The 20926-nt window shown below is 50.2% G+C and carries 18 protein-coding genes, 1 pseudogene and 1 riboswitch; of the genes and pseudogenes, 14 read left to right on the top strand and 5 right to left on the bottom strand.

The window, feature by feature from the left end; translation table 11 throughout:
* From AC1WIP_RS01260 to AC1WIP_RS01240, 5 genes and pseudogenes are all read left to right on the top strand, one after another.
* A pseudogene (locus AC1WIP_RS01260) lies at nt 1-294 on the top strand (carbohydrate ABC transporter permease); the annotation flags it as partial.
* A gap of 87 nt (nt 295-381) precedes the next feature.
* Nucleotides 382-1242 carry a MurR/RpiR family transcriptional regulator gene (locus AC1WIP_RS01255; protein ID WP_481140104.1) on the top strand — a complete coding sequence of 287 codons (861 nt, stop codon included), beginning with the start codon at nt 382-384 and terminating at the stop codon, nt 1240-1242.
* Between the two features lie 93 nt (nt 1243-1335).
* Complete coding sequence (locus AC1WIP_RS01250; RefSeq protein ID WP_481140103.1) at nt 1336-2256, top strand: dihydrodipicolinate synthase family protein; 921 nt, start codon at nt 1336-1338, stop codon at nt 2254-2256.
* 19 nt (nt 2257-2275) lie between these two features.
* Nucleotides 2276-2974, top strand: coding sequence for an N-acetylmannosamine-6-phosphate 2-epimerase (locus tag AC1WIP_RS01245; protein WP_481140102.1), 699 nt, complete (start codon nt 2276-2278; stop codon nt 2972-2974).
* Nucleotides 2971-3858, top strand: coding sequence for an ROK family protein (locus AC1WIP_RS01240; RefSeq protein ID WP_481140101.1), 888 nt, complete (start codon nt 2971-2973; stop codon nt 3856-3858). The genes AC1WIP_RS01245 and AC1WIP_RS01240 overlap by 4 nt, the downstream gene beginning before the upstream one ends.
* Before the next feature lie 17 nt (nt 3859-3875).
* On the opposite strand, the gene AC1WIP_RS01235 is transcribed toward AC1WIP_RS01240, so the two are convergent.
* Complete coding sequence (locus tag AC1WIP_RS01235; protein WP_481140100.1) at nt 3876-4937, bottom strand: pectinesterase family protein; 1062 nt, start codon at nt 4935-4937, stop codon at nt 3876-3878.
* A 71-nt stretch (nt 4938-5008) separates the two neighbouring features.
* Nucleotides 5009-6088, bottom strand: a complete 1080-nt coding sequence (locus tag AC1WIP_RS01230; RefSeq protein ID WP_481140099.1) for an HD-GYP domain-containing protein — start codon at nt 6086-6088, stop codon at nt 5009-5011.
* Nucleotides 6089-6260: 172 nt separating this feature from the next.
* Between AC1WIP_RS01230 and secA the strand changes: the two genes are divergently transcribed.
* Nucleotides 6261-8828: a preprotein translocase subunit SecA gene (gene secA, locus AC1WIP_RS01225; RefSeq protein WP_481140098.1), complete on the top strand. Its 2568-nt coding sequence runs from the start codon at nt 6261-6263 to the stop codon at nt 8826-8828.
* Between the two features lie 38 nt (nt 8829-8866).
* Nucleotides 8867-9977, top strand: a protein-coding gene (gene prfB, locus AC1WIP_RS01220; protein WP_481140097.1) for a peptide chain release factor 2 whose coding sequence is annotated in 2 segments (ribosomal slippage) — nt 8867-8941 and nt 8943-9977 — 1110 coding nt in all. Because the reading frame shifts where the segments join, the coding sequence is not laid out codon by codon here.
* 17 nt (nt 9978-9994) lie between these two features.
* Here prfB and AC1WIP_RS01215 read toward each other — a convergent pair.
* The 3 genes from AC1WIP_RS01215 to AC1WIP_RS01205 form a co-directional block, all read right to left on the bottom strand.
* Entirely contained in the window at nt 9995-10768 is a 774-nt protein-coding gene (locus AC1WIP_RS01215) for a DUF975 family protein (protein ID WP_481140096.1), read from the bottom strand.
* A gap of 72 nt (nt 10769-10840) precedes the next feature.
* A complete protein-coding gene (locus AC1WIP_RS01210) occupies nt 10841-11317 on the bottom strand; it encodes a hypothetical protein (protein ID WP_481140095.1) in 477 nt (158 codons plus the stop codon).
* A 23-nt stretch (nt 11318-11340) separates the two neighbouring features.
* Nucleotides 11341-11781 (bottom strand): hypothetical protein, encoded by a 441-nt coding sequence (locus tag AC1WIP_RS01205; RefSeq protein ID WP_481140094.1) that lies wholly within the window; start codon nt 11779-11781, stop codon nt 11341-11343.
* Between the two features lie 139 nt (nt 11782-11920).
* Here AC1WIP_RS01205 and AC1WIP_RS01200 point away from each other — a divergent pair, with 139 nt between their 5' ends.
* The 7 genes from AC1WIP_RS01200 (at nt 11921) to AC1WIP_RS01170 (ending at nt 20877) form a co-directional block, all read left to right on the top strand.
* Complete coding sequence (locus AC1WIP_RS01200; RefSeq protein WP_481140092.1) at nt 11921-14308, top strand: Tex family protein; 2388 nt, start codon at nt 11921-11923, stop codon at nt 14306-14308.
* Nucleotides 14309-14373: 65 nt separating this feature from the next.
* Nucleotides 14374-14522: riboswitch (FMN riboswitch) on the top strand.
* 220 nt (nt 14523-14742) lie between these two features.
* Entirely contained in the window at nt 14743-15501 is a 759-nt protein-coding gene (locus tag AC1WIP_RS01195) for an ECF transporter S component (RefSeq protein WP_481140091.1), read from the top strand.
* 276 nt (nt 15502-15777) lie between these two features.
* On the top strand, nt 15778-16476 hold the full coding sequence (locus AC1WIP_RS01190) for an ABC transporter ATP-binding protein (RefSeq protein ID WP_481140090.1): 699 nt from the start codon (nt 15778-15780) through the stop codon (nt 16474-16476).
* A 171-nt stretch (nt 16477-16647) separates the two neighbouring features.
* The gene (locus tag AC1WIP_RS01185) at nt 16648-18177 is read left to right on the top strand and encodes an efflux RND transporter periplasmic adaptor subunit (RefSeq protein ID WP_481140089.1); all 1530 of its coding nucleotides are present in this window, start codon (nt 16648-16650) and stop codon (nt 18175-18177) included.
* A gap of 9 nt (nt 18178-18186) precedes the next feature.
* On the top strand, nt 18187-19401 hold the full coding sequence (locus tag AC1WIP_RS01180; RefSeq protein WP_481140088.1) for an ABC transporter permease: 1215 nt from the start codon (nt 18187-18189) through the stop codon (nt 19399-19401).
* A gap of 249 nt (nt 19402-19650) precedes the next feature.
* Complete coding sequence (locus AC1WIP_RS01175; protein ID WP_318704646.1) at nt 19651-20355, top strand: ABC transporter ATP-binding protein; 705 nt, start codon at nt 19651-19653, stop codon at nt 20353-20355.
* A gap of 12 nt (nt 20356-20367) precedes the next feature.
* A complete protein-coding gene (locus AC1WIP_RS01170; RefSeq protein WP_481140087.1) occupies nt 20368-20877 on the top strand; it encodes a hypothetical protein in 510 nt (169 codons plus the stop codon).
* Nucleotides 20878-20926: the final 49 nt, after the last annotated feature.

The raw sequence follows: 20926 nt of genomic DNA, 5'->3' as shown, positions 1-20926 counted from the left end.
GTACAGACCTTTTTGACCATCGTGCTTCCCATTGTAAAGCCAGGCGTCGGGGCTCTCGCCATTTTTACCTTTATCAGCACATGGAACGACTATTTTTTGCAGCTGATTATGCTGAATTCCCAGAGCACCTTGACGATTTCCCTGGGAATTGCCAAGCTGCAGGCGGAAATGTCCAATGATTTCGGATTGATTATGGCGGGCGCAGCACTGGGAGCAATTCCCATTATTGCAATCTTTCTAATGTTCCAGAAATACTTTACCCAGGGAATCACCATGGGGGCAGTGAAGGGATAAGAACAGCGGCAGGTTAAGAAAGAAACAGAACCGGTGCAGGATTACTATGCCCTTCGAGGCAGCAAGGACAGGACTTAAGGAGGATATATGCAGGCTACAGGTTTATTGCTGGACATTCAGATTTTATACAATAAGTTTACGAAAACTGAGAAAAAGATCGCCGATTATGTATTGAAGAACACAAATCAAGTGCTTTTTATGTCCATTACGGAGCTTGCAGATGCCTGTCAGGCGGCGGAGGCCACCGTTTTTCGATTCTGCCGGTCACTGGGAGCCAAGGGTTATCAGGAATTTAAGATGAAGCTTTCCCTGTGCCTGGCGGCGGAGGATACAGAGCAGTCTGAGGCGCAAGAGACTGCACAGGCAGAAACACTTTCTCTGCAGAGCGAGATGAGCCGTATTTTAGAGAGCCACATCAGTGCACTTCGGGAAACCCATTCTCTCTTAGATCAAAATAATGTGGAAAAAATTCTGGAGATGATGGAAAAGGCCAAGCGTATTTATTTCTTTGGAATCGGGGACAGTCTGCTCACAGCCATGGAAGCCCGCAATAAGTTTCTGCGCATTATGGATAAGGTGAGCTGTGTGGACGACCCGCATATGCAGGCCATGACCGCGTCCATGGCGACTCCGGATGATTTATACTTTATTATTTCCTTTTCCGGAGCCACAAAGGATACGGTTTATGTTGCAGACATTTTGAAGGAGGTAGGGGCAAAAATGGTGGCAGTTACCAGATTTGCCAAGTCTCCCCTTACCACCTATGCAGATGGCGTGCTGCTGTGCGGCTGCAATGAGGGACCCCTGGAGGGAGGCTCCATGGGGGCGAAGCTGAGCCAGCTTTACATTATTGATATATTGTTTTGCGAATATTATAGAAGGAATTATGCCGTTTCCGCAGAAAACAACCGAAGAACCTCCAAGGCGGTTGTTGAAAAACTATATTGATTGTGGTCTTTAGAAGGGAACGGGCAAGTTTGTGTCCGCGCTGCCGCCACAGACTTGAAGTGTCCAAAAGGCAGTGCAGAAGTGAGGAGAGACATGAGGAATTTAGAAAAATATAAAGGGGTCATTCCCGCATTTTATGCTTGCTACGACGAGGAGGGAGATATCAGTCCCCAGCGCGTAAGGGCGCTTACACATTACTTTGTGGATAAGGGAGTAAAAGGGGTCTATGTCAACGGCTCTTCAGGGGAATGTATTTATCAGAGTGTTGCGGACCGCAGAAAGGTGCTTGAAAATGTGATGGAGGAGGCTGCGGGAAGGCTGACGGTGATCGCCCATGTGGCCTGCAATAACACCAGAGACAGCCAGGAGCTGGCAGCCCATGCACAGAGCCTGGGGGTGGATGCCATCGCCTCCATACCGCCCATTTATTTTCATCTTCCTGAATATGCCATTGCAGAATACTGGAACGATATCAGCCAGGCAGCGCCCCGGACGGATTTTATTATCTACAATATTCCCCAGCTTGCCGGCGTTGCGCTGACACAGAGCCTGCTTAAGGAAATGATGAAAAATCCTAATGTGATCGGAGTGAAGAATTCCTCTATGCCGGTGCAGGATATTCAGATTTTCAAACAGCTGGCAGGAGATGACTATATTATTTTCAACGGGCCGGACGAACAGTTTATCAGCGGACGGGTCATTGGGGCACAGGGCGGCATTGGAGGAACCTATGGCGCAATGCCGGAGCTGTTTTTGGAGCTTGACAGACTGGTAAAGGAGGGGTGCATGGACGAGGCCTGCCGTCTCCAGCATACGGTGAATGCCATTATCTATAAGCTGTGCTCGGGACGGGCCAATATGTATGCGGTGATCAAGGAGGTTCTGCGCATCAATGAGGGATTGGATATCGGCGGTGTCAGAAAGCCTCTCACAGGGTTGAACAAAGAAGATATTGCTGTTGCTGCAGAGGCGGCGGAAATGATCCGGGCAGCAAAGACGGCCTGGAATGTCTGAATAAAGAGGAGGCATAGCAATGGACAAACGAGTGGAAAGTTTAAGGGGAAAGCTGATAGTTTCTTGTCAGGCTCTGCCCGAGGAACCGCTGCATTCCTCCTATATCATGGGAAGAATGGCGGTTGCGGCGAAGATGGGAGGAGCGGCTGGAATCCGTGCCAACACAAAGGAGGACATTCGGCAGATTCAGGAGGAGACAAGGCTTCCCATCATCGGTATTGTAAAGAGGGACTACGAAGGCAGCCAGGTTTATATCACGCCCACCATGAAAGAGATCGAAGAGCTTATGGAGGTAAAACCGGAAATCATTGCCATGGATGCAACGGGAGCCCTGAGACCGGGGGATAAAAGCCTGGAAGCATTTTTCCAGGAGGTGAAGGCAGAGTATCCTGAGCAGCTTTTTATGGCAGACTGCTCCACTGTGGAGGAGGCTGTCTATGCAGACCGGCTGGGGTTTGACTTTATCGGCACTACAATGGTGGGATACACGCCTCAGAGCGCAGGACTTAGAATAGAGAATAATGATTTTGAAATTATAAGAAGCATTCTTGCACAGGTGAAGCATCCGGTGATTGCGGAGGGCAATATCAACACCCCCCAAAAGGCAAGGCGGGTGATTGATCTTGGCTGCTACAGCGTGGTGGTGGGCTCCATTATCACGAGGCCGCAGCTGATTACAAAATCCTTTGCGGATGCCTTGAGGGAAGAAAAATCATGAATATCGCAGTTTTGGATATCGGCGGAACAGCTGTCAAATCTGGGCTTTGGACAGGAGAAGGCTTAGAGGAGAAAAGAGAAGAGGCCACCCATGCCAGGGAAGGCGGGGGGCGCCTGATGGAGCAGGCGAAGGAAATTCTGCGCAGGTATCATGGATTTGAGGCCATTGGCATCAGCACTGCAGGGCAGGTGGATACAAGGGACGGCAGTATTTTTTATGCCAATGACAATATTCCGGGCTACACGGGGACACAGGTAAAAAAGATTTTGGAAGAAGAATTTCAAGTGCCGGTGGCTGTGGAAAATGATGTGAATGCCGCTGCGCTTGGAGAGCTTTACTATGGGGCGGCCAAGGGGCTTTCTGATTTCCTGTGCCTGACCTACGGAACAGGAGTGGGCGGAGCCATTGTGATAAACGGCGGAATTTATTATGGCAGCAGCTTTTTTGCAGGCAGCTTCGGCGGCATAGTGGTGCATCCTGAGGATATGGGACAGGGAGAATTTGCGGGCTGTTATGAGAAATATGCCTCCGCCACAGCGCTGGTGCGGAGGGCGAAGGCTGTGGATGCCTCCCTGGACAATGGGAAGAAGATTTTTGCCGCCATGAATCGCCCGCAGATCAAAGAAATCGTGGACCGATGGATTGACGAGGTTACCTATGGCCTGGTCAGCTTGGTCCATATATTTAATCCCAGTGATTTGGTTTTGGGGGGCGGCGTCATGGCCCAGCAGTATGTGACAGAGGAAATAAGAAAGCGTATTCCCGGCCGGATTTCTCCGGGGACGGCAGGCGTGCGCATCAGACAGGCGGCTCTGGGAAACCAGGCGGGTCTGATGGGAGCGGTGCATCTGGCGCAGGAAGCAGTAAGAAACAGTGGGAAATAAATAAACATGTTTCAAGCTTAGGGCCTCCAGCCCTGCAGAACCCTGTCCAGGGTATATTCCGCAGCTTCCTCTTTTGTCAGCTGATGGGAGAAATCGGCTCTGGTGTCCGGGCTTGCTCCGGGGCCGTAAGAATCATATTCTCCGTAGTAAAAATGACCGTGGGGCTTTCCCCAGTCATTCCAGCCCAAAGGATGGATGTGCTCTCCCAGCTCACAGTGAAGAAATACGGTTTTGGCCCATTCCCTCCAGGGCCTGCCCAGGTAGACGCTGCGGGGCGGACAGTCGCTGGTAAGACGACAGTCCTGAAATACATAGCCATAGGGCTGCCCTTTGGGGGTGCTGGCAGCGGTGACATATCCGTAAATAGTTTCTTCTCTGGGGCTTTCCGGAGGAATGCGGTCTCCGGGCAGCTTGGAAAAGATGGTACAGTTTTCAAAATAGGCGATGCCGCCGCCGAAAATAAAATCCACGTCTCCCTGAATAAAGCAGCTGCGGTAAAGCTGGCGGCCCAGTACCCGGGGCCGGTGCTCTCCGGGGCCGGTAAAGCCTCCGGGCTTTGCCTCTTTTAGCGGAAGAGGGGCGGTAAACAGTGTGTCCTGGCTTCCAAGAAGCCTGCAGTCCTCCAGATAAAGCCTGTCACCCTCTGCGTAGAGAGCCAGCGCCTGGCCTGCCGTATGGCCGAAGCCGGCGTCATTTTGAAAGGTGAGATGACTGGCAGTGAAGTCATTGGCGTCAATGCGGAAGGAGGCGGTGCGGAAGGTGCCTCGTCTGCTGTTGTCCTCCATCACATCAAAAGCGCCGTCGCCGTATACCAGAATGGTGTTCTCGCAATCCTCCCCAAGAAGGGTCAGACGGTTTCGGGTGACGGTGAGCTTTTCCCGGTAAATGCCCTTTCCAATATGAATAAAGGCAGGCGTTTCCTCCGAAAAGGGGGCGGGGAAGGTGCGCTGGGTGTCCGGCAGCGTCTCATTTTTGGCGTCCTGCCCGGACACTGCGGCGAGAGCCTCCCCCACGGTGGAAAAATTAGGGGAAAACCCCGGCATATTTACATACACATGAATTTCTTCTTTTTTCTGCATACAATCCTCACAAATTTGATTTCTTTGATTTCTATTTCCGATTCCCATCAGTTTCTGCCGATATCAGCAGACTACAGCAGGCTCACAATGGACAGATCAGGATGCTCTAACAGATTCACATATTCTGTGCCGCACTGGACGATGGGACGGGAAAGATGGCTTTTATTGATATAAATAATGGTTCCCCTGCGCCCGTCGCTTAACAGACAGGGGCTTTGTATGTAGGAATTTACCACATTCTCCATAAAGGCCAGCAGATAAGCCACCTCATATTTTTGGAAGCCCTCAGCCTCAAACAGTTCAATAACCCGGAAGGGACACAAGGGTCCTCTGTAGACTCTGGGGGCCGTCATGGCGTCATACACGTCCACGATTGCCACAAGCTTGGCATAGGGGTCGATCTGATCTCCCTTGAGCCCTGTGGGGTAACCGGAGCCGTCGCACCGTTCATGGTGCATCAGAGCGGCATTACAGATATGCTCGTCTGCATTTTGGGAAATCAGAAGCTGACAGCCTAAAGCCGGATGCTGTTGAATGACGGCCAGCTCCTTGGCAGAAAGCTTGCCCGGCTTTGTGATAATGGCGTGAGGCACCTGAATCTTGCCGATATCATGAAGGAGTCCGCAGGCAGTGGCAAGCTCTACCCGTTTGGTATCCCACTTCAGCCACCCTGCCAACAGGTTGCAGATCAGGGCTACGTTAATGCTGTGGGAAAAGGTGGAGGAGTCAAAGGCCCGCATATTCTGTAAAAGGTCCAGAATGCCGATGCGGCCCCTGTCAACTCCAAGAACGCGCAGCACTCCCTTTAAAAGCTCGTTTATGTCCAGCTTCAGGTTGCCCTTGATTACCCGCTTAATATTTTCCTGCAGAAGGTCCACGCTGATTTCATATTCCCGCTTGAAAACAGGGAATACAGGATCTTTCTTGATACGCTGCAGATAGGTCTGCTCCTGGGAGGAGGTCTCCGAAGGAGAAGCTGAAACAGAGCCTTCTATAAAAATAGTCAGTATGCCGTACAGATCAAGCTTCATGATCAATCTGTCGTTAAGAATGGTTCCCTTGGAAAGGATCAGCTGGCGGTCATAGGTAAACACATCCTCGGCCACCTCCATCCCGGGAACAAGCTGTATGGTTGAAATTTTCCTAATCATGACTTGATTATACTTTTTTTCCCTGTGTATGTCAATTTTTACACAATCTTCATAATTTGTTCACGGACGGGAGAGATACAATGCTTGAATATCCATTGTAAATCTGTTACAATATGGTTTGGATTCTGTAAAAAAGCATATGGAAACAGGAACGGATTGGTAAGGAAACGATATGAAAGTAATAGAAAAAATATTTGGCACTCACAGCGAAAGGGAGCTGAAGCGCATTATGCCGCTGGTGGACAAAATAGAAGAGCTTCGTCCCTCCATGCAGTCTCTCTCCGATGAGGAGCTTCGGGGAAAAACCCAGGAATATAAGAAACGACTGGCCGGAGGGGAGACGCTGGACGATCTTCTGCCCGAGGCCTTTGCAACGGTCAGAGAGGCCGCAAAGCGGGTGCTGAACATGGAGCATTACCGGGTACAGCTCATCGGCGGCATCATTCTTCACCAGGGACGTATTGCAGAGATGCGCACCGGTGAAGGAAAAACCCTGGTATCCACACTGCCTGCCTATCTGAACGCTCTGGAGGGCAAAGGGGTGCAGGTGGTCACTGTGAACGACTATCTGGCCAAGCGTGACGCGGAGTGGATGGGCCAGGTGCATGAGTTTCTGGGCTTAAAGGTGGGAGTTGTGTTAAACAGCATGACCTCCGAGGAGAGACAGGCGGCCTATGCCTGTGATATCACCTACGTGACCAACAACGAGCTGGGCTTTGACTACCTGAGAGACAACATGGTAATCTATAAGGAGCAGCTGGTTTTGCGGGGGCTGCACTATGCCATCATCGACGAGGTGGACTCCGTGCTTATCGATGAGGCCAGAACGCCGCTTATCATCTCCGGACAAAGCGGCAAGTCTACCGCCCTCTATGAAATGTGCGATCTGCTGGCAAGGCAGATGCACAGGGGCGAGGATATGCACGAGCTGACCAAAATGGACGCCATCATGGGCGTGGTTCAGGAGGAAACGGGAGATTTTATCGTTAATGAAAAGGATAAGGTAATCAACCTGACGGAGGCCGGCGTGGAGAAGGTGGAGCGCTTTTTCCACATTGATAACTTTGCCGACCCGGAAAACCTGGAAATCCAGCACAATATCATTCTGGCGCTGCGGGCTCATAATCTTATGTTCCGGGATCAGGACTATGTGGTAAAGGACGACCAGGTGCTGATCGTAGATGAGTTTACAGGGCGTATCATGCCGGGACGCCGTTATTCCGACGGCCTGCACCAGGCCATCGAGGCGAAGGAGCATGTGAAGGTAAAGAGAGAGAGCAAGACCCTTGCCTCCATCACCTTCCAGAATTTCTTTAATTTATTTGAGAAAAAATGCGGTATGACAGGTACTGCACTTACTGAGGAAAACGAGTTTCGTGAAATTTACGGCATGGATGTGGTGGAAATTCCCACCAATAAGCCTGTGATTCGGAAGGATCTGCAGGACGCGGTATACAAGACTAAGGCGGAAAAGCTCCATGCTATCATAAATGCGGTGGAGGAGGCCCACGCCAAGGGACAGCCTGTGCTGGTGGGCACCATCACCATCGAGGCCAGCGAGGAGATCAGCCGCCTGCTTACCAAAAAGGGCATTCAACACAAGGTTTTGAACGCAAAATTCCATGAGCTGGAGGCTGAGATCGTGGCGGACGCCGGAATTCACGGGGCGGTGACCATTGCCACAAACATGGCCGGACGAGGTACGGATATTAAGCTGGACGAGGAGGCCAGGGCGGCAGGGGGGCTTAAGATCATAGGCACAGAGCGCCACGAATCCAGGCGTATTGACAATCAGCTGCGTGGGCGAAGCGGACGTCAGGGAGACCCCGGAGAGAGCAAATTTTATATTTCCCTGCAGGATGATCTGATGCGTCTGTTTGGCTCTGAGCGTCTCATCAATATGTTTAACGCCCTTGGCATTCCGGAAGGGCAGGAGATCGAGCACAAGGCGCTGACAAAGGCCATTGAGTCCGCCCAGAAGAAGATCGAAAACAACAATTTCGGCATACGCAAAAATCTGCTTGAGTACGACAGAGTCATGAGCGAGCAGCGGGAGATCATCTACGAGGAGCGCCGCCGGGTGTTAAACGGCGAAAGCATGCGGGATGTGATCTACAAGATGATAACGGATATCACGGAAAACTGTGTGGATATCTGTATCAACGACGATGCGGAGGCCAAAGAGTGGGATCTAAATGAGTTGAACTCATTGCTGATTCCCACCATTCCCCTGCAGCCTGTAACCCTTGAGAGAATACAGAAGCCAAAGAAAAACAGTCTAAAGCAGCAGCTGAAGGAAGAGGCGGTAAAGCTATACGAGAGCAAGGAGGCAGAATTTCCCGAACCGGAGGCCATCAGAGAGCTGGAGCGCGTTATCCTGTTAAAGGTGATAGACCGCAAATGGATGGATCATATCGACGACATGGAGCAGCTGCGCCAGGGCATTGGACTTCAGGCCTATGGACAGAGAGACCCTCTTGTGGAATACAAGATGAGCGGCTATGAAATGTTTGATGAGATGACCCAGAACATCAGGGAGGAGACGGTGAGGCTCCTGTTCCATATCAAGATAGAGCAGAAGGTGGAAAGAGAGCAGGTGGCTAAGGTCACCGGCACCAACAAGGACGACAGCGCGCCAAAAGGGCCTGTAAAGCGGGCCAACGCAAAGGTGTATCCCAATGATCCCTGTCCTTGCGGCAGCGGAAAGAAATATAAGCAGTGCTGTGGGCGTAAGGCTTAAAAATAGCGAAAAATAAAAATGGAAAGAGGTGACGTGAAATGGTTGAATTAGACAACATGAAATCAGAAATTCTGTCCTATGAAACTCCATTAGCGGAAGTGAGGGATTCACTTTGACCTGGCTAACAAGTCAAAGCGGATCGAAGAGCTGGAAATGGAGATGGAGGCTCCCGGATTTTGGGATGACCCGGACCGTTCCAACAAGCAGATGAAGGAACTGAAAAATTTAAAGGACACCGTTGAGCAGTACAATAAGCTCTCCACCCAGTATGAGGATATCCTCACCTTAATCGAACTGGGCTATGAGGAGAACGACCAGGAGATGGTGCAGGAAATCCGGGGCGAGCTGGACGATTTTATAAGCGAGCTAGAGGCGCTGCGCATCGATACCCTTTTGTCGGGAGAGTACGACAAATGCAACGCGATCCTGAAGCTGAATGCCGGAGCAGGCGGCACGGAGAGCTGTGACTGGTGCGGTATGCTTTACCGTATGTATACCAGATGGGCGGAGCGGAAGGGCTTTTCCATTGAGGTGCTGGATTATCTGGACGGAGACGAGGCGGGCATCAAGTCGGTGACCTTCCAGGTCAACGGAGTGAATGCCTACGGTTATTTAAAGTCCGAGAAGGGTGTGCACCGCCTGGTGCGCATATCCCCCTTTAACGCCCAGGGAAAACGTCAGACTTCCTTTGTTTCCCTGGATGTTATGCCTGAGCTGGAGGAAAATCTGGATGTGGAGATCGACGAAAAGGACCTGCGTATCGACACCTATCGAAGCAGCGGTGCAGGAGGACAGCATATCAACAAGACCTCCTCGGCCGTGCGTATCACACACATTCCCACAGGCACGGTGGTACAGTGCCAGAATGAAAGAAGCCAATTCCAGAACAAGGATAAGGCCATGCAGATGCTGAAGGCAAAGCTGTATCTGTTAAAGAAGGAAGCCAACGTGGAAAAGCTTTCGGATATCAGGGGAGAAGTAAAAGAGATTGGATGGGGAAATCAAATCCGTTCTTATGTGCTGCAGCCCTACACCATGGTGAAGGACCACAGGACGGAAGTGGAGACCGGAAATGTGGACGCTGTGCTGGACGGCAATCTGGATCCTTTTATCAACGGTTATTTGAAATGGATTAGCGTAAAGCGCTAATCCATTTTTTAAGCTTATCAGCCCTCCTGCTCCTGCTGCGCGGGATTCATAAGATCCAGGAAAAACACCGCAGACGTCATATTCATATAGGGAACCAGCCACAGGTAGCCGATGCCAAAGGAGAGCAGACACAGAAACATAAGAGGAAGAAAGCTGATCTGCACATAAAACAGCCTGCCCTTATGTCCCCGCATGATCTGCAGGCTCAATTTCAGGGCCTCCTTAGCGCTTCTCTCCGGAAAATCCAGCATCAGATAAAAGGCCTGGGAGAGGCCAAGGGAAAGGGGAATATAGATCAGCAGACCGATTCCCAGGGCAAGAAGAGCAAACCCCAGCCAGGAAAGCTCCCAGGTATTCTGAAAATGCTCCAGAAGCATCTGATAGGGGGTGAGGCATACGGTATCTAAAAGCACCAGCGCGGCAGAAATCCCCAGGGCCTTGTTTGACTGGGTCCGGAAGCCGTAGAAGAGATTACTCACAGTACAGGGCTGTCCGCAGGCCAGATTCAAAAAAAACAAAGAAAGCCCAAGCTGCAGCACGCCGATTACGATGGAGGCTGCAGTGGAGATGAGAAAAAAAACCACCTGCAGGCCTGCTACAACAGAAAACTGTCTTGTCATGGCATAGGCTGCGGAGCTTGTCGCAGAAGCGATCATGGAGATCACGAGGGATGCAAAAAAGGGAATCAGACCGCTTAAAAAGGTGATTAAAATAGCCTTTGGGTAGGCTCCGGTCAGTTTATCCTTGGCAGTATTTTTCAGCTTTGCACTAGTTTTATATTGCTTGCTCATTGTCTGGCTCCTGTTGCTGTATGATATAGGTGACTGCGAGGCGGTTTGCTCCAAGGCAGCCCTCGTAATTTTCTATACGGCATAATCCGCATGCATGCCGCTGTATCGGATGCGGTCCGCCGCCATAAGATCCTGCTGGTAAGGATTTTCTTCGTTATAATATTTGATCTGTGTATTTGTGGTGCCTCCTGAGACATAGGAGCGCCCGCATTCGGGACAGATTGCCATGTGTATGGAGACGGTGGCGGAGATGACCTTTCCGTTCCCAAGAGAGGCCTTGGAGTAAGCGTTTGATACATGCTCCTGCTCGTGGGCTCTGACTGCGGCGGGAGCTGCCTGTGGGGAAATGTGGGAAGGTGTCTTAAAAGACACCATTTCATCGGATCCATCCTTATATTTCCGGTTTTTGCAGGTCTGGCATTCTTCGCCGGCGCCCTGCTCCTGGGAATCTCTGCCGTTTACGCCGTAAACGCTGCCGGTTTTGCCAAAATCACCCATTCCGTTAAAATCCCCGATTCTGCTGAAAGTGCCGATTCTCAGATCAGACATAACCTATGCCTCCTTTTCCTAAGCTATTCTTCAAAAGTGACACCATAATATTCTTCCATAAAGGTTTCAAAATCCATGCCGAACATCTGCTGGTACATCACATTCATCTGGCTGCGGAAAGCCTCGTCATTTAACCGGGCAGGCAGGGTGGCAAACGTAAAGATAATCATTGCTATGCCGGAAGCCATTCCAATGCAGGAAAGCCAGATGCCGGCCCGGCATTCCGGCTTCATTTTTTTGCCGGCCCGATAGGTCAGCACTGCAAACAAAACACCCAGAGCGCCGATGGGGATGGAAAAAATCCCGGTGCAGGCGGCGGTGATAGAGATGAGTCCGCAGATAAAAGAAGCATATTCAAAGCCTCGTCCCTTATAGGGGCTGTGGGTGGGCTGATTGTAGTAGCTGCTGTTGGAAGCATTACTGTTCCAGCGGTCCCAGCCGTCTTGATTTTGGTTGTAAGCCATATCCGAAACCTGCCTTTCTTAAGTCTCGTTCCCTTATACTCTAACATTTTTTACTGGATTAATCAATTGTTTTCCATTATAATAAACGGTAGCCTGAAAGTCTTAAAAAGGACTTTAAAAAGGCGGAGGAAGGAACGCTATGGATATTTTACTGAAATTGAAGGAAGAGCTAAAGGTTGAGAAATGGCAGGTGGAGGCAGCCGTAAAGCTGATTGATGAGGGGAACACCATTCCCTTTATTTCACGTTACCGCAAGGAGGCTACGGGCTCCTTAAATGACGAGCAGCTGAGAAACCTGCATGAAAGGCTTATTTACCTGAGAAATCTGGAGGAAAAGAAGGAGCAGGTATTAGGCAGCATAGAGGAACAGGGCAAGCTTACAAAGGAGCTTGAGGAAAAAATCCTGGCGGCCCAGACACTGGTTGAGGTGGAGGATTTGTACCGCCCATACCGTCCAAAGAGAAAAACAAGAGCCAGCATTGCCATGGAGAAAGGGCTGGAGGGTCTGGCAGAATTTATTCTGGCTCAGAGCACGGACAGCCCTTTAGAGGAGGAAGCGCTCAAATATGTTTCCCCGGAAAAGGAAGTGGCGGACGCTGCGCAAGCGCTCCAGGGAGCGAAGGATATCATTGCAGAGCGCATTTCCGATGAGGCGGATTATCGATTGTATATTCGAAACATCACCACCCAGGAAGGCGTTGTGAAAAGCGTCGCAAAAGATGAAAAGGCTCAGAGTGTCTATGAAATGTATTATGATTTTGAAGAGCCTGTGAAGAAGATTGCAGGTCACAGAGTGCTTGCCCTGAATCGGGGAGAGGCGGAAAAAGTATTGACTATAAAAGTCATTGCCCCTGTGGAGCGCATTCTTCAGTATTTGGAAAAAAAGATCATCACTTCTGACAATGCTTATACCACGCCTGTGCTTCGGGAAGTTATAAAGGACAGCTACGACAGATTGATAGCGCCTGCCATTGAAAGGGAGATACGCAATGAATTGACGGAAAAGGCAGAGGATGGAGCCATCGCTGTGTTTGGAAAGAATCTGGAGCAGCTGCTTTTGCAGCCGCCCATTGCGGGAAAGGTGGTGCTGGGATGGGACCCCGCCTTCCGCACAGGCTGCAAGCTGGCAGTGGTAGACCCTACGGGAAAGGTTCTGGATACCAAGGTCATTTATCCCACTGCGCCCCAGAATAAAGTGGAGGAGGCAAAGGCTGAGCTGAAGCGTCTGATTAAAAAGTATAATGTGGATTTGATCTCTGTGGGAAACGGAACCGCCTCCAGGGAGTCGGAGCAGGTCATTGTGGAGCTGATCCGGGAGCTGGACAGACCTCTTCAGTATGTAATTGTCAATGAGGCGGGAGCCTCCGTCTATTCTGCGAGCAAGCTGGCCTCGGAGGAATTCCCTAATTTTGACGTGGGACAGCGCAGTGCGGCTTCCATCGCGAGACGTCTGCAGGACCCGTTGGCTGAACTGGTCAAAATTGATCCCAAGTCCATTGGGGTAGGGCAGTACCAGCATGACATGAACCAGAAAAAGCTGAGCGATGCTTTAAATGGTGTGGTGGAGGACAGTGTAAACAGAGTGGGTGTGGATCTGAACACGGCGTCGGCCTCCCTTTTAGAGTATGTTTCGGGAATCAACAAGACCATTGCCAAAAATATTGTGGATTATCGGGAGAGCAACGGACGCTTTACCAACAGAAGGCAGCTTTTAAAGGTGGCAAAGCTTGGGCCAAAGGCCTTTGAGCAGTGTGCCGGTTTTCTGAGGATTACGGACGGAGACAATCCCTTAGACGCCACCAGCGTTCATCCTGAGTCCTATGAGGCGGCCATGAAGCTGCTTGACAAGCTTCACATGACCATGGAGGATGTAAAAGAAGCACAGAAAAAGGCGGCGCAAAAGCCCCAGGGCAAAAAGACGCCCGAGAAAGCAAAAGAGGAAGCGAAGGACAGACGCCAGGGCAGAAAAACAGGCTCTATCCAAGTGCGGAACACCAACACCGCCATGGGGAAGGCTCTTGCAGCGGCTATGGCGGGCATGACTACACAGGGAGGAGACAAAACCCATCAGTCCCAGGACCTTAAGGCTCGTCAGGAAACCGAAAACAGCCGGGTATCCGGCCTGGAGAGACGCATCCGGGACAAAAAGCTGCTGGCACAGGAGCTGGGAATCGGAGAAATTACCCTGACGGACATCCTAAAGGAGCTGGAAAAGCCTGCAAGAGACCCCAGAGAGAATATGCCGGGCCCCATTCTCAGAAGCGATGTACTGGATATGAAGGACTTAAAGCCTGGAATGATTTTAAAGGGTACTGTGCGCAACGTGATTGATTTTGGCGTATTTGTGGACATTGGCGTTCATCAGGATGGGCTGGTGCATATTTCACAGATTACAGACCGCTATATCAAGCATCCTTTAGAGGCGGTCAGTGTGGGAGATATTGTGGAGGTACAGGTGCTTGACGTGGATGTGCCCAAAAAACGGATTTCTCTTACGATGAAATGCAAACCTGTCAAGGGCAGTTGACAATTTTCCAACAAAGGAGTAATATGACTTACAGATGGCGTCCCCCATTCAGGACGCCCCATAAGAAAATTCTTCGGGGTTGGGTGAAATTCCCTACTGGCGGTAAACTGTTTTCAGCAAGTCCGCGACCCGCGTATGGCCAAGGAGGTCATGCTGCGGCTGATTCGGTGCAAATCCGAGACCAACAGTAAAGTCTGGATGAAAGAAGAAGTGTTGCCTATACAGCGATACATAGCGCATGTTTTTTAATTGCGGTCCCCGGATAGAAGCAGAAAATCCGGGGATTTTTTTGCGTAGAAAATGCAGAATACTTTTCTACGCAGGAAAAAGTATCGTCAGGTGTTTCGCGGTGTGACAGCACCAGAAGAATTTTCCTACAAAAATAACAGGTGATTTTGAATAAAGCAAAACACCGGAAATGGAGGAAAATAGGAATGAATGGATTGTTTGAAAGCGTGGCACAGAATCTTATCTTTGTGCTGGAATTTGCGGCGGTGATTCTTGTGCTGTTTGCGGCGGCGCTGCTTTTGGAGAAGGCGGCCGCAAGAAAAAGCGGCGTGAAGGAGCAGGTATTCACCACAAGAAAAATAGCCATGATCGGTATGTTTTCGGCTGTCGCTATGATACTGCACATTTTTGACTTTCCGCTGCCCTTTGCTCCTGGCTTTTACAAGCTGGATTTCAGCGAGCTTCCCATATTGGTGGGAACCTTTGCCTTTGGCCCGGCTGCAGGAGTTATGATGGAATTTGTAAAAATTCTGTTGAAGCTTTTGGTGAAAGGGACGTCCACTGCTTTTGTGGGTGATTTGGCCAATTTTGTGGTGGGCTGCAGCTTTATTCTGCCTGCCTCTGCAGTGTACCTTTTCAAAAAGACGAAAAAGACCGCTGTGATCGGCTGTGTGGCGGGAACTTTGGTGATGACGGTGTTTGGCACAGCCTTTAACGCCGTTTATCTGCTTCCTGCCTTTTCTGAATTGTATGGAATGCCGCTGGAGAGCATACTGGAGATGGGCGCAGCGGTGAACCCCATGGTTTCGGAGGGAAGCGTTCTTTCCTTCGTGGCGGCCTGCGTGGCTCCTTTAAATTTAATCAAGGGAGCCAGTGTTTCCATTGTGACGCTGCTTATCTACAAGCCGCTGAGCCCCATTTTAAAGACGGGGCACCAAACCCTGCAGAAGGCAAACAGGCTGTAAAATGGGCCTTTGCCCCAAATAAGTGAAGCAAAGCCGTAAGGGATGACAGGATACCTCTAAAGCAGACAGACGAAATATAAAAATCGGTTGCTTTGGAGGTATTTTTCATGCCAAGACTGGGCCTATAGAAAATCTTTAGAATTTTGACCATATATTTTTCAGCTTTCCCATATATGATGTTACAGAAAGTTGTTGACACGGAATGCAAATTATTGTATTATGCAAACAGTACAATAATACAACAATGATGCGCGTCAAGGAGGATTAACGTGTTTTATGAGTGCATTGGTTGAAATCAAAGACGTGTGCAAGGTGTATAATCCGGGAGAAAATGAAGTCAGGGCCCTTGATCATGTCAGTGTGTCCATCGACGAAGGGGAATTTGTGGCAATCATAGGGCAGTCCGGAAGCGGGAAGTCCACATTAATGAACATGCTGGGGTGCCTGGATGTGCCTTCCAGCGGACTTTACAGGCTTCACGGACAGGATGTGTCGGTTATGGACGACGATGAATTGTCGGACATAAGAAACCGTGAAATCGGATTTATATTTCAAGGCTTTAACCTGATACCGAATCTTACGGCGCTGGAGAATGTGGAGCTTCCCCTGATTTACAGGGGAGTGGGCAGGTCCAAGCGGATTGAGCTGGCAAGGAAGGCGCTGGAAAAGGTTGGTCTTTCACACCGAATGGATCATAAGCCCGCAGAGATGTCAGGGGGACAGCAGCAGCGGGTGGCTATCGCCAGAGCCATCGCCCAGGCGCCGCCCATTATTCTGGCGGATGAGCCTACCGGCAATCTGGATTCCCATTCCACCCAGGAGATTATGGGCATTTTAAAAAGCCTGCATCAGGATGGCAGAACGGTGATTCTGATTACCCACGACAACGAAATAGCGGCCCAGGCCAAGAGAATTATCAAGATACGGGACGGCCGCATAGAAGCCGATTCTGCGGCAAAACAGAAAAATAAGTGATTGCGAAACTTGCCGGCAAAGTCACGAACCTGGTCATAATAACCAAAAACGGGTTCCGAAGCGGTGGCTCGTCACCGTTATTTTGGTTATTACGCCCAGTTTCTGATACCAGGGAGCGAGTTTCGCAATTACCTGATATGAGCTGGAGATTAATATGGAGGAGCAGACAAAATGAAAAAGAAGGATAAGAACAGCCCCATGGAGGAGGCTTTGCAGCAGGCAGCTGAACCTGTGAGGAAAAAGAAAAAACGTAAAAAAGCGCCCATTATCATAGGGATTGTTGTAATTTTAATTTTGGTGGCACGCATGGCAAGCTGTGCCCTGACGCCCGCTGCCGGGGCCATTGTGACTACAGTAACGGCCCAGAGGGGAGACCTGCAGGAGAGCATCAGCACCAGCGGCACCGTGGAGAGCGAAGAGACGGAGGTGATTTTTGCTCCTGTGGGCGGCAGGCTGGGAGAAGTGAATGTGGCTGTTGGAGATGCGGTGAAGGCCGGGGATGTGCTGATTGGCTATGATATGGAGGAGATGGAGCAGACGCTTACGCAGGCGGCTTTAAACCAGCAGAAGAGTGCAGCTGTGTATAACGGGGCTATGGCGGATAACTCTGAAAACCAGGCAAAGCTTGCAGAGGCCAATACCAATCTGGAGGTGTTAAACCAGCAGATCGCGGACAATAAGTCCTATTTAAAGGACCTGCAGAGCAAGCTCAGCCAGAGCCAGCGGGATACAAGCAACGGCCTGGCCAATGAAAGCTATGAACTGAGCAATCGTCTGAGTCAGCTGAACCAGGAAATGGAGGCTTTGGATAAGACGGCGCCGGATTATGAGAGCAAGGTACAGTCTATTCAGCAGGAGATACAGGCGGTAAACGCACAGATCAGCCGAAACAGCTACCTGCAGTCCGTTGCCACCCAGACGGATTACTACGCCCAGATGCAGCAGGAAATCGCAGACGTGCAGGAGCGGATTGCGGATTACGAGGAGTACAAGAGCCGTATGGAGAGTCAAAAGACAACCAGCGAGGGCAGTATTTTAGATTCCTATGACAAGGAAAGCTTCAGCGCGGATAAGCAGCTGGCGGACATTACCTATCAGCAGGCAGAGGAAGCCTATTATGAGGCAAAGCAGGGCGTGCGCGCTGAATTTGATGGGATTGTGACGGAATGCAGCGCCACATCGGGGGAGACAGTGGCCGATGGTGCCCAGCTTTTGACCTTAAAGAGCAGTCAGAACCTGAAGGTGGTTTTTCAGGCGTCAAAGTATGATCTGGAGAAGCTTGCGGTAGGACAGAAGGCCCAGGTGACCATTTTAGACCAGGCTTATGAGGGAGAGGTCAGCAAGATTAACCGGATGGCCACCCTGAATGAATCCAACACTCCCATGGTGGGCGTGGAAATACATATCACCAATCCAGACGACAGAATTGTTCTTGGACTGGATGCGAAGCTTGAAATCTATACCAACCAGGTGCAGGATGCGCTGCTGATTCCGGTGGAGGCCATCAACGCAGATAAGGAAGGAGATTTCCTGTATGTGGTGGAAAACGGTGTAGTGGCAAAGCGTAATATTGTGTGCGGCATTTCCACGGACACCTACACGGAGGTGACGGAAGGAATCACGCAGCAGGATCAGATTATATTAAGCTCCTACACAACGCTGGAGGAAGGCATGGCAGTTACGGTTCTGCCCGAACAATAGGAGGCTTACATGGCACAGATATGGGAATATATTAAAATAGCTCTGATGAATATAAAGAGCAATAAGGGGCGTTCCTTCCTGACCATGCTGGGCATTATAATCGGCATTTCCTCCGTCATCATGATCATTTCCATCGGTGACGGACTCAAGGGCGGTATCAATGACGAACTGAATGCCATAGCAGGGGGACAGATTTACATTTACTCCTATGGCGACAATGACGAAGGAATCTCCCTGGAATTTACGGATGAGGACATCGAGGCCATTATGGAGAAGGTGCCCAATGTGAAGGCGGTGACGCCCTCCTGGGGCTTTTCCGGCACAGTGACCGGAAGAAAGGGTACCTTTAATGCCAGCGCATCCATGGGGATGCCGGGACTGCAATATGCAAACAGCGATCCCTTGGTCAAGGGCAGGTATTTTACGGAAAGCGATTATTACTCGGCCAACAAGGTCTGCATTATCACGGAGAGCAGCGCAAGACTTTTATTCGGAACTACGAACGTGATTGGTATGACCATGGACTTTACACTGTACGGCATCACTCAGGAATTTACCATCATCGGCATCAGACAGGACAATGCCTCCATGCTTTCGGGACTGATGGTTTCTGACACGGTTTCCATGGAGGCGCCCCTGTCAGTAGTGTCATCTTCTTATGGCTTTTATGTCAGCATGAATGATCTGCTGATTATCAGCGATGGCGCGGATAATGCGACACAGGTGGCGTCAGATGTGGTGCGGCTTATGGAGAATAGACATAACGTGCGCGGCAAGAATGCCATTCAGGTGGAAAACTTTAATGACTACATGAGTCAAATGAATCAGATTTTAAGCTATGTTACTGTATTCGTAGTGTTTGTGGCGGCTATTTCTCTTTTGGTTGGAGGAATTGGCGTAATGAATATCATGCTGGTGTCCGTGACGGAGCGAACCAGGGAAATCGGTATCAGAAAGGCGCTGGGGGCCCGGACGGGCTCCGTCCTTTTACAGTTTCTTTCAGAGTCTGCCATCATTACGCTGTTGGGAGGCATCATCGGCATTCTGATCGGTGTGCTGGGAGCCGTAGGCGTCTGCTCCCTCATCGGCTTTACCGCCAAGGTAGGATTAGGAACAGTGCTGGGAGCCAGCCTGTTTTCCTCGGCAGTGGGAATCTTTTTTGGCATTTATCCGGCCAGAAAGGCGGCCCGCCTAAGCCCTATCGAAGCCCTGCGGCATGAATAAATTCCGGTATGTACCACAGCCCTTTCAAAAGATGCTGGGAGACCTTTTGGCCCCAGCATCTTCAAAATTTATAAAACAATTATCTAAATTCTAAAAAGAATGTGAAAAATTCTGTTTCTTCATGTGAAATCCCTTTTTTCATGCTAAAATAAAATTACAAAAAAGGTCTTAAAATATGGTCAGGTTTGTGTCTGCGCTGTCACCGCAAGCTTGACATGCGTAAAAAGCAGCGCGGAAATGAGGAAGGACATGAACGCTTTTGTAACCTTTGAGGGGGTTAAAAAAGTATATAAAACCGGGGAAGTGGAAATCACAGCTCTCCATGATGTGAATTTTCAGATTGAAAAGGGAGAATTTTGCGTGATTGTGGGCGCTTCCGGAGCGGGAAAAACCACCATACTGAATATTCTGGGCGGGATGGATACCCTGACGGAGGGAAAGGTGTATCTGGACGGACAGGAAATTTCCGGCTATAGCCAGAAAAAGCTCACAGAATACAGGAGATTTGACATAGGCTTTGTGTTCCAGTTTTATAACCTGGTGCAGAACCTGACGGCGCTTGAGAATGTGGAGCTGGCGGCTCAGATCTGCAGAGACCCGCTGGATGCGGCAACAGTGCTGGCGGAGGTGGGGCTGAAAGACAGAATGAACAATTTTCCGGCCCAGCTTTCCGGTGGAGAACAGCAGAGAGTGGCTATCGCCAGGGCTCTGGCCAAAAACCCCAAGCTTCTTTTGTGCGACGAACCCACCGGCGCTTTGGACTATAACACCGGCAAGGCGGTGTTAAAGCTTTTGCAGGATACCTGCCGTAAAAAGGGCCGGACGGTGGTAGTGATCACACATAACCAGGCCCTTACTGCAATGGCGGACAGAATCATTACCGTAAAGAGCGGCACCGTGGTGGACATGGTAAAAAATAAGCAGATTGTTGATGTTGCACAGATAGAGTGGTAAACGGAGGCCGACATGAGAAAGAATACCATATGGAAATCTGCTTTTCGGGAAATACGCCAAAGCTTCGGGCGCTTTGTGGCTATTTTGGCTATCGTGGCGCTGGGGGTAGCTTTTTTTGCGGGTCTAAAGGTTGCAAGAAGCGCTATGGTGAAAACGGCGGGAGTCTATCTTGAGGAGACGCAGTTTTATGATTACCGCCTGGTTTCCACCCTTGGCTTTGAGAAAGAGGACGTTTCCTTTTTCGCTGGAAAGGAGGAGGTGCGCGGGGCGGAGGGCTCCGTTACATGGGACATTCTCTATCAGCTGCAGGAGGGAAGCGGAGGCGTGCTGCGTGCGCATACCCTGACAAGCCAGGTAAATCAGGTGAAGGTATTGGCCGGCAGACTGCCAAAGGAGCCTTGGGAATGCGTGGTGGATGCCAACCTTTTTAGTGAGGATTCTCTGGGAGAAACCATCACTCTCTCCCAGGATAATGAGACGGAGGACTTGGACACCTTTGCCTATGGAGAGAGTACACCATAGTAGGAATTGTGCAGTCCCCGTACTATATTCAGTATGAGAGGGGGAATAC

The organism is Acetatifactor sp. (assembly GCF_982438285.1).
This window is presented reverse-complemented; position numbering and strand designations above follow the sequence as displayed.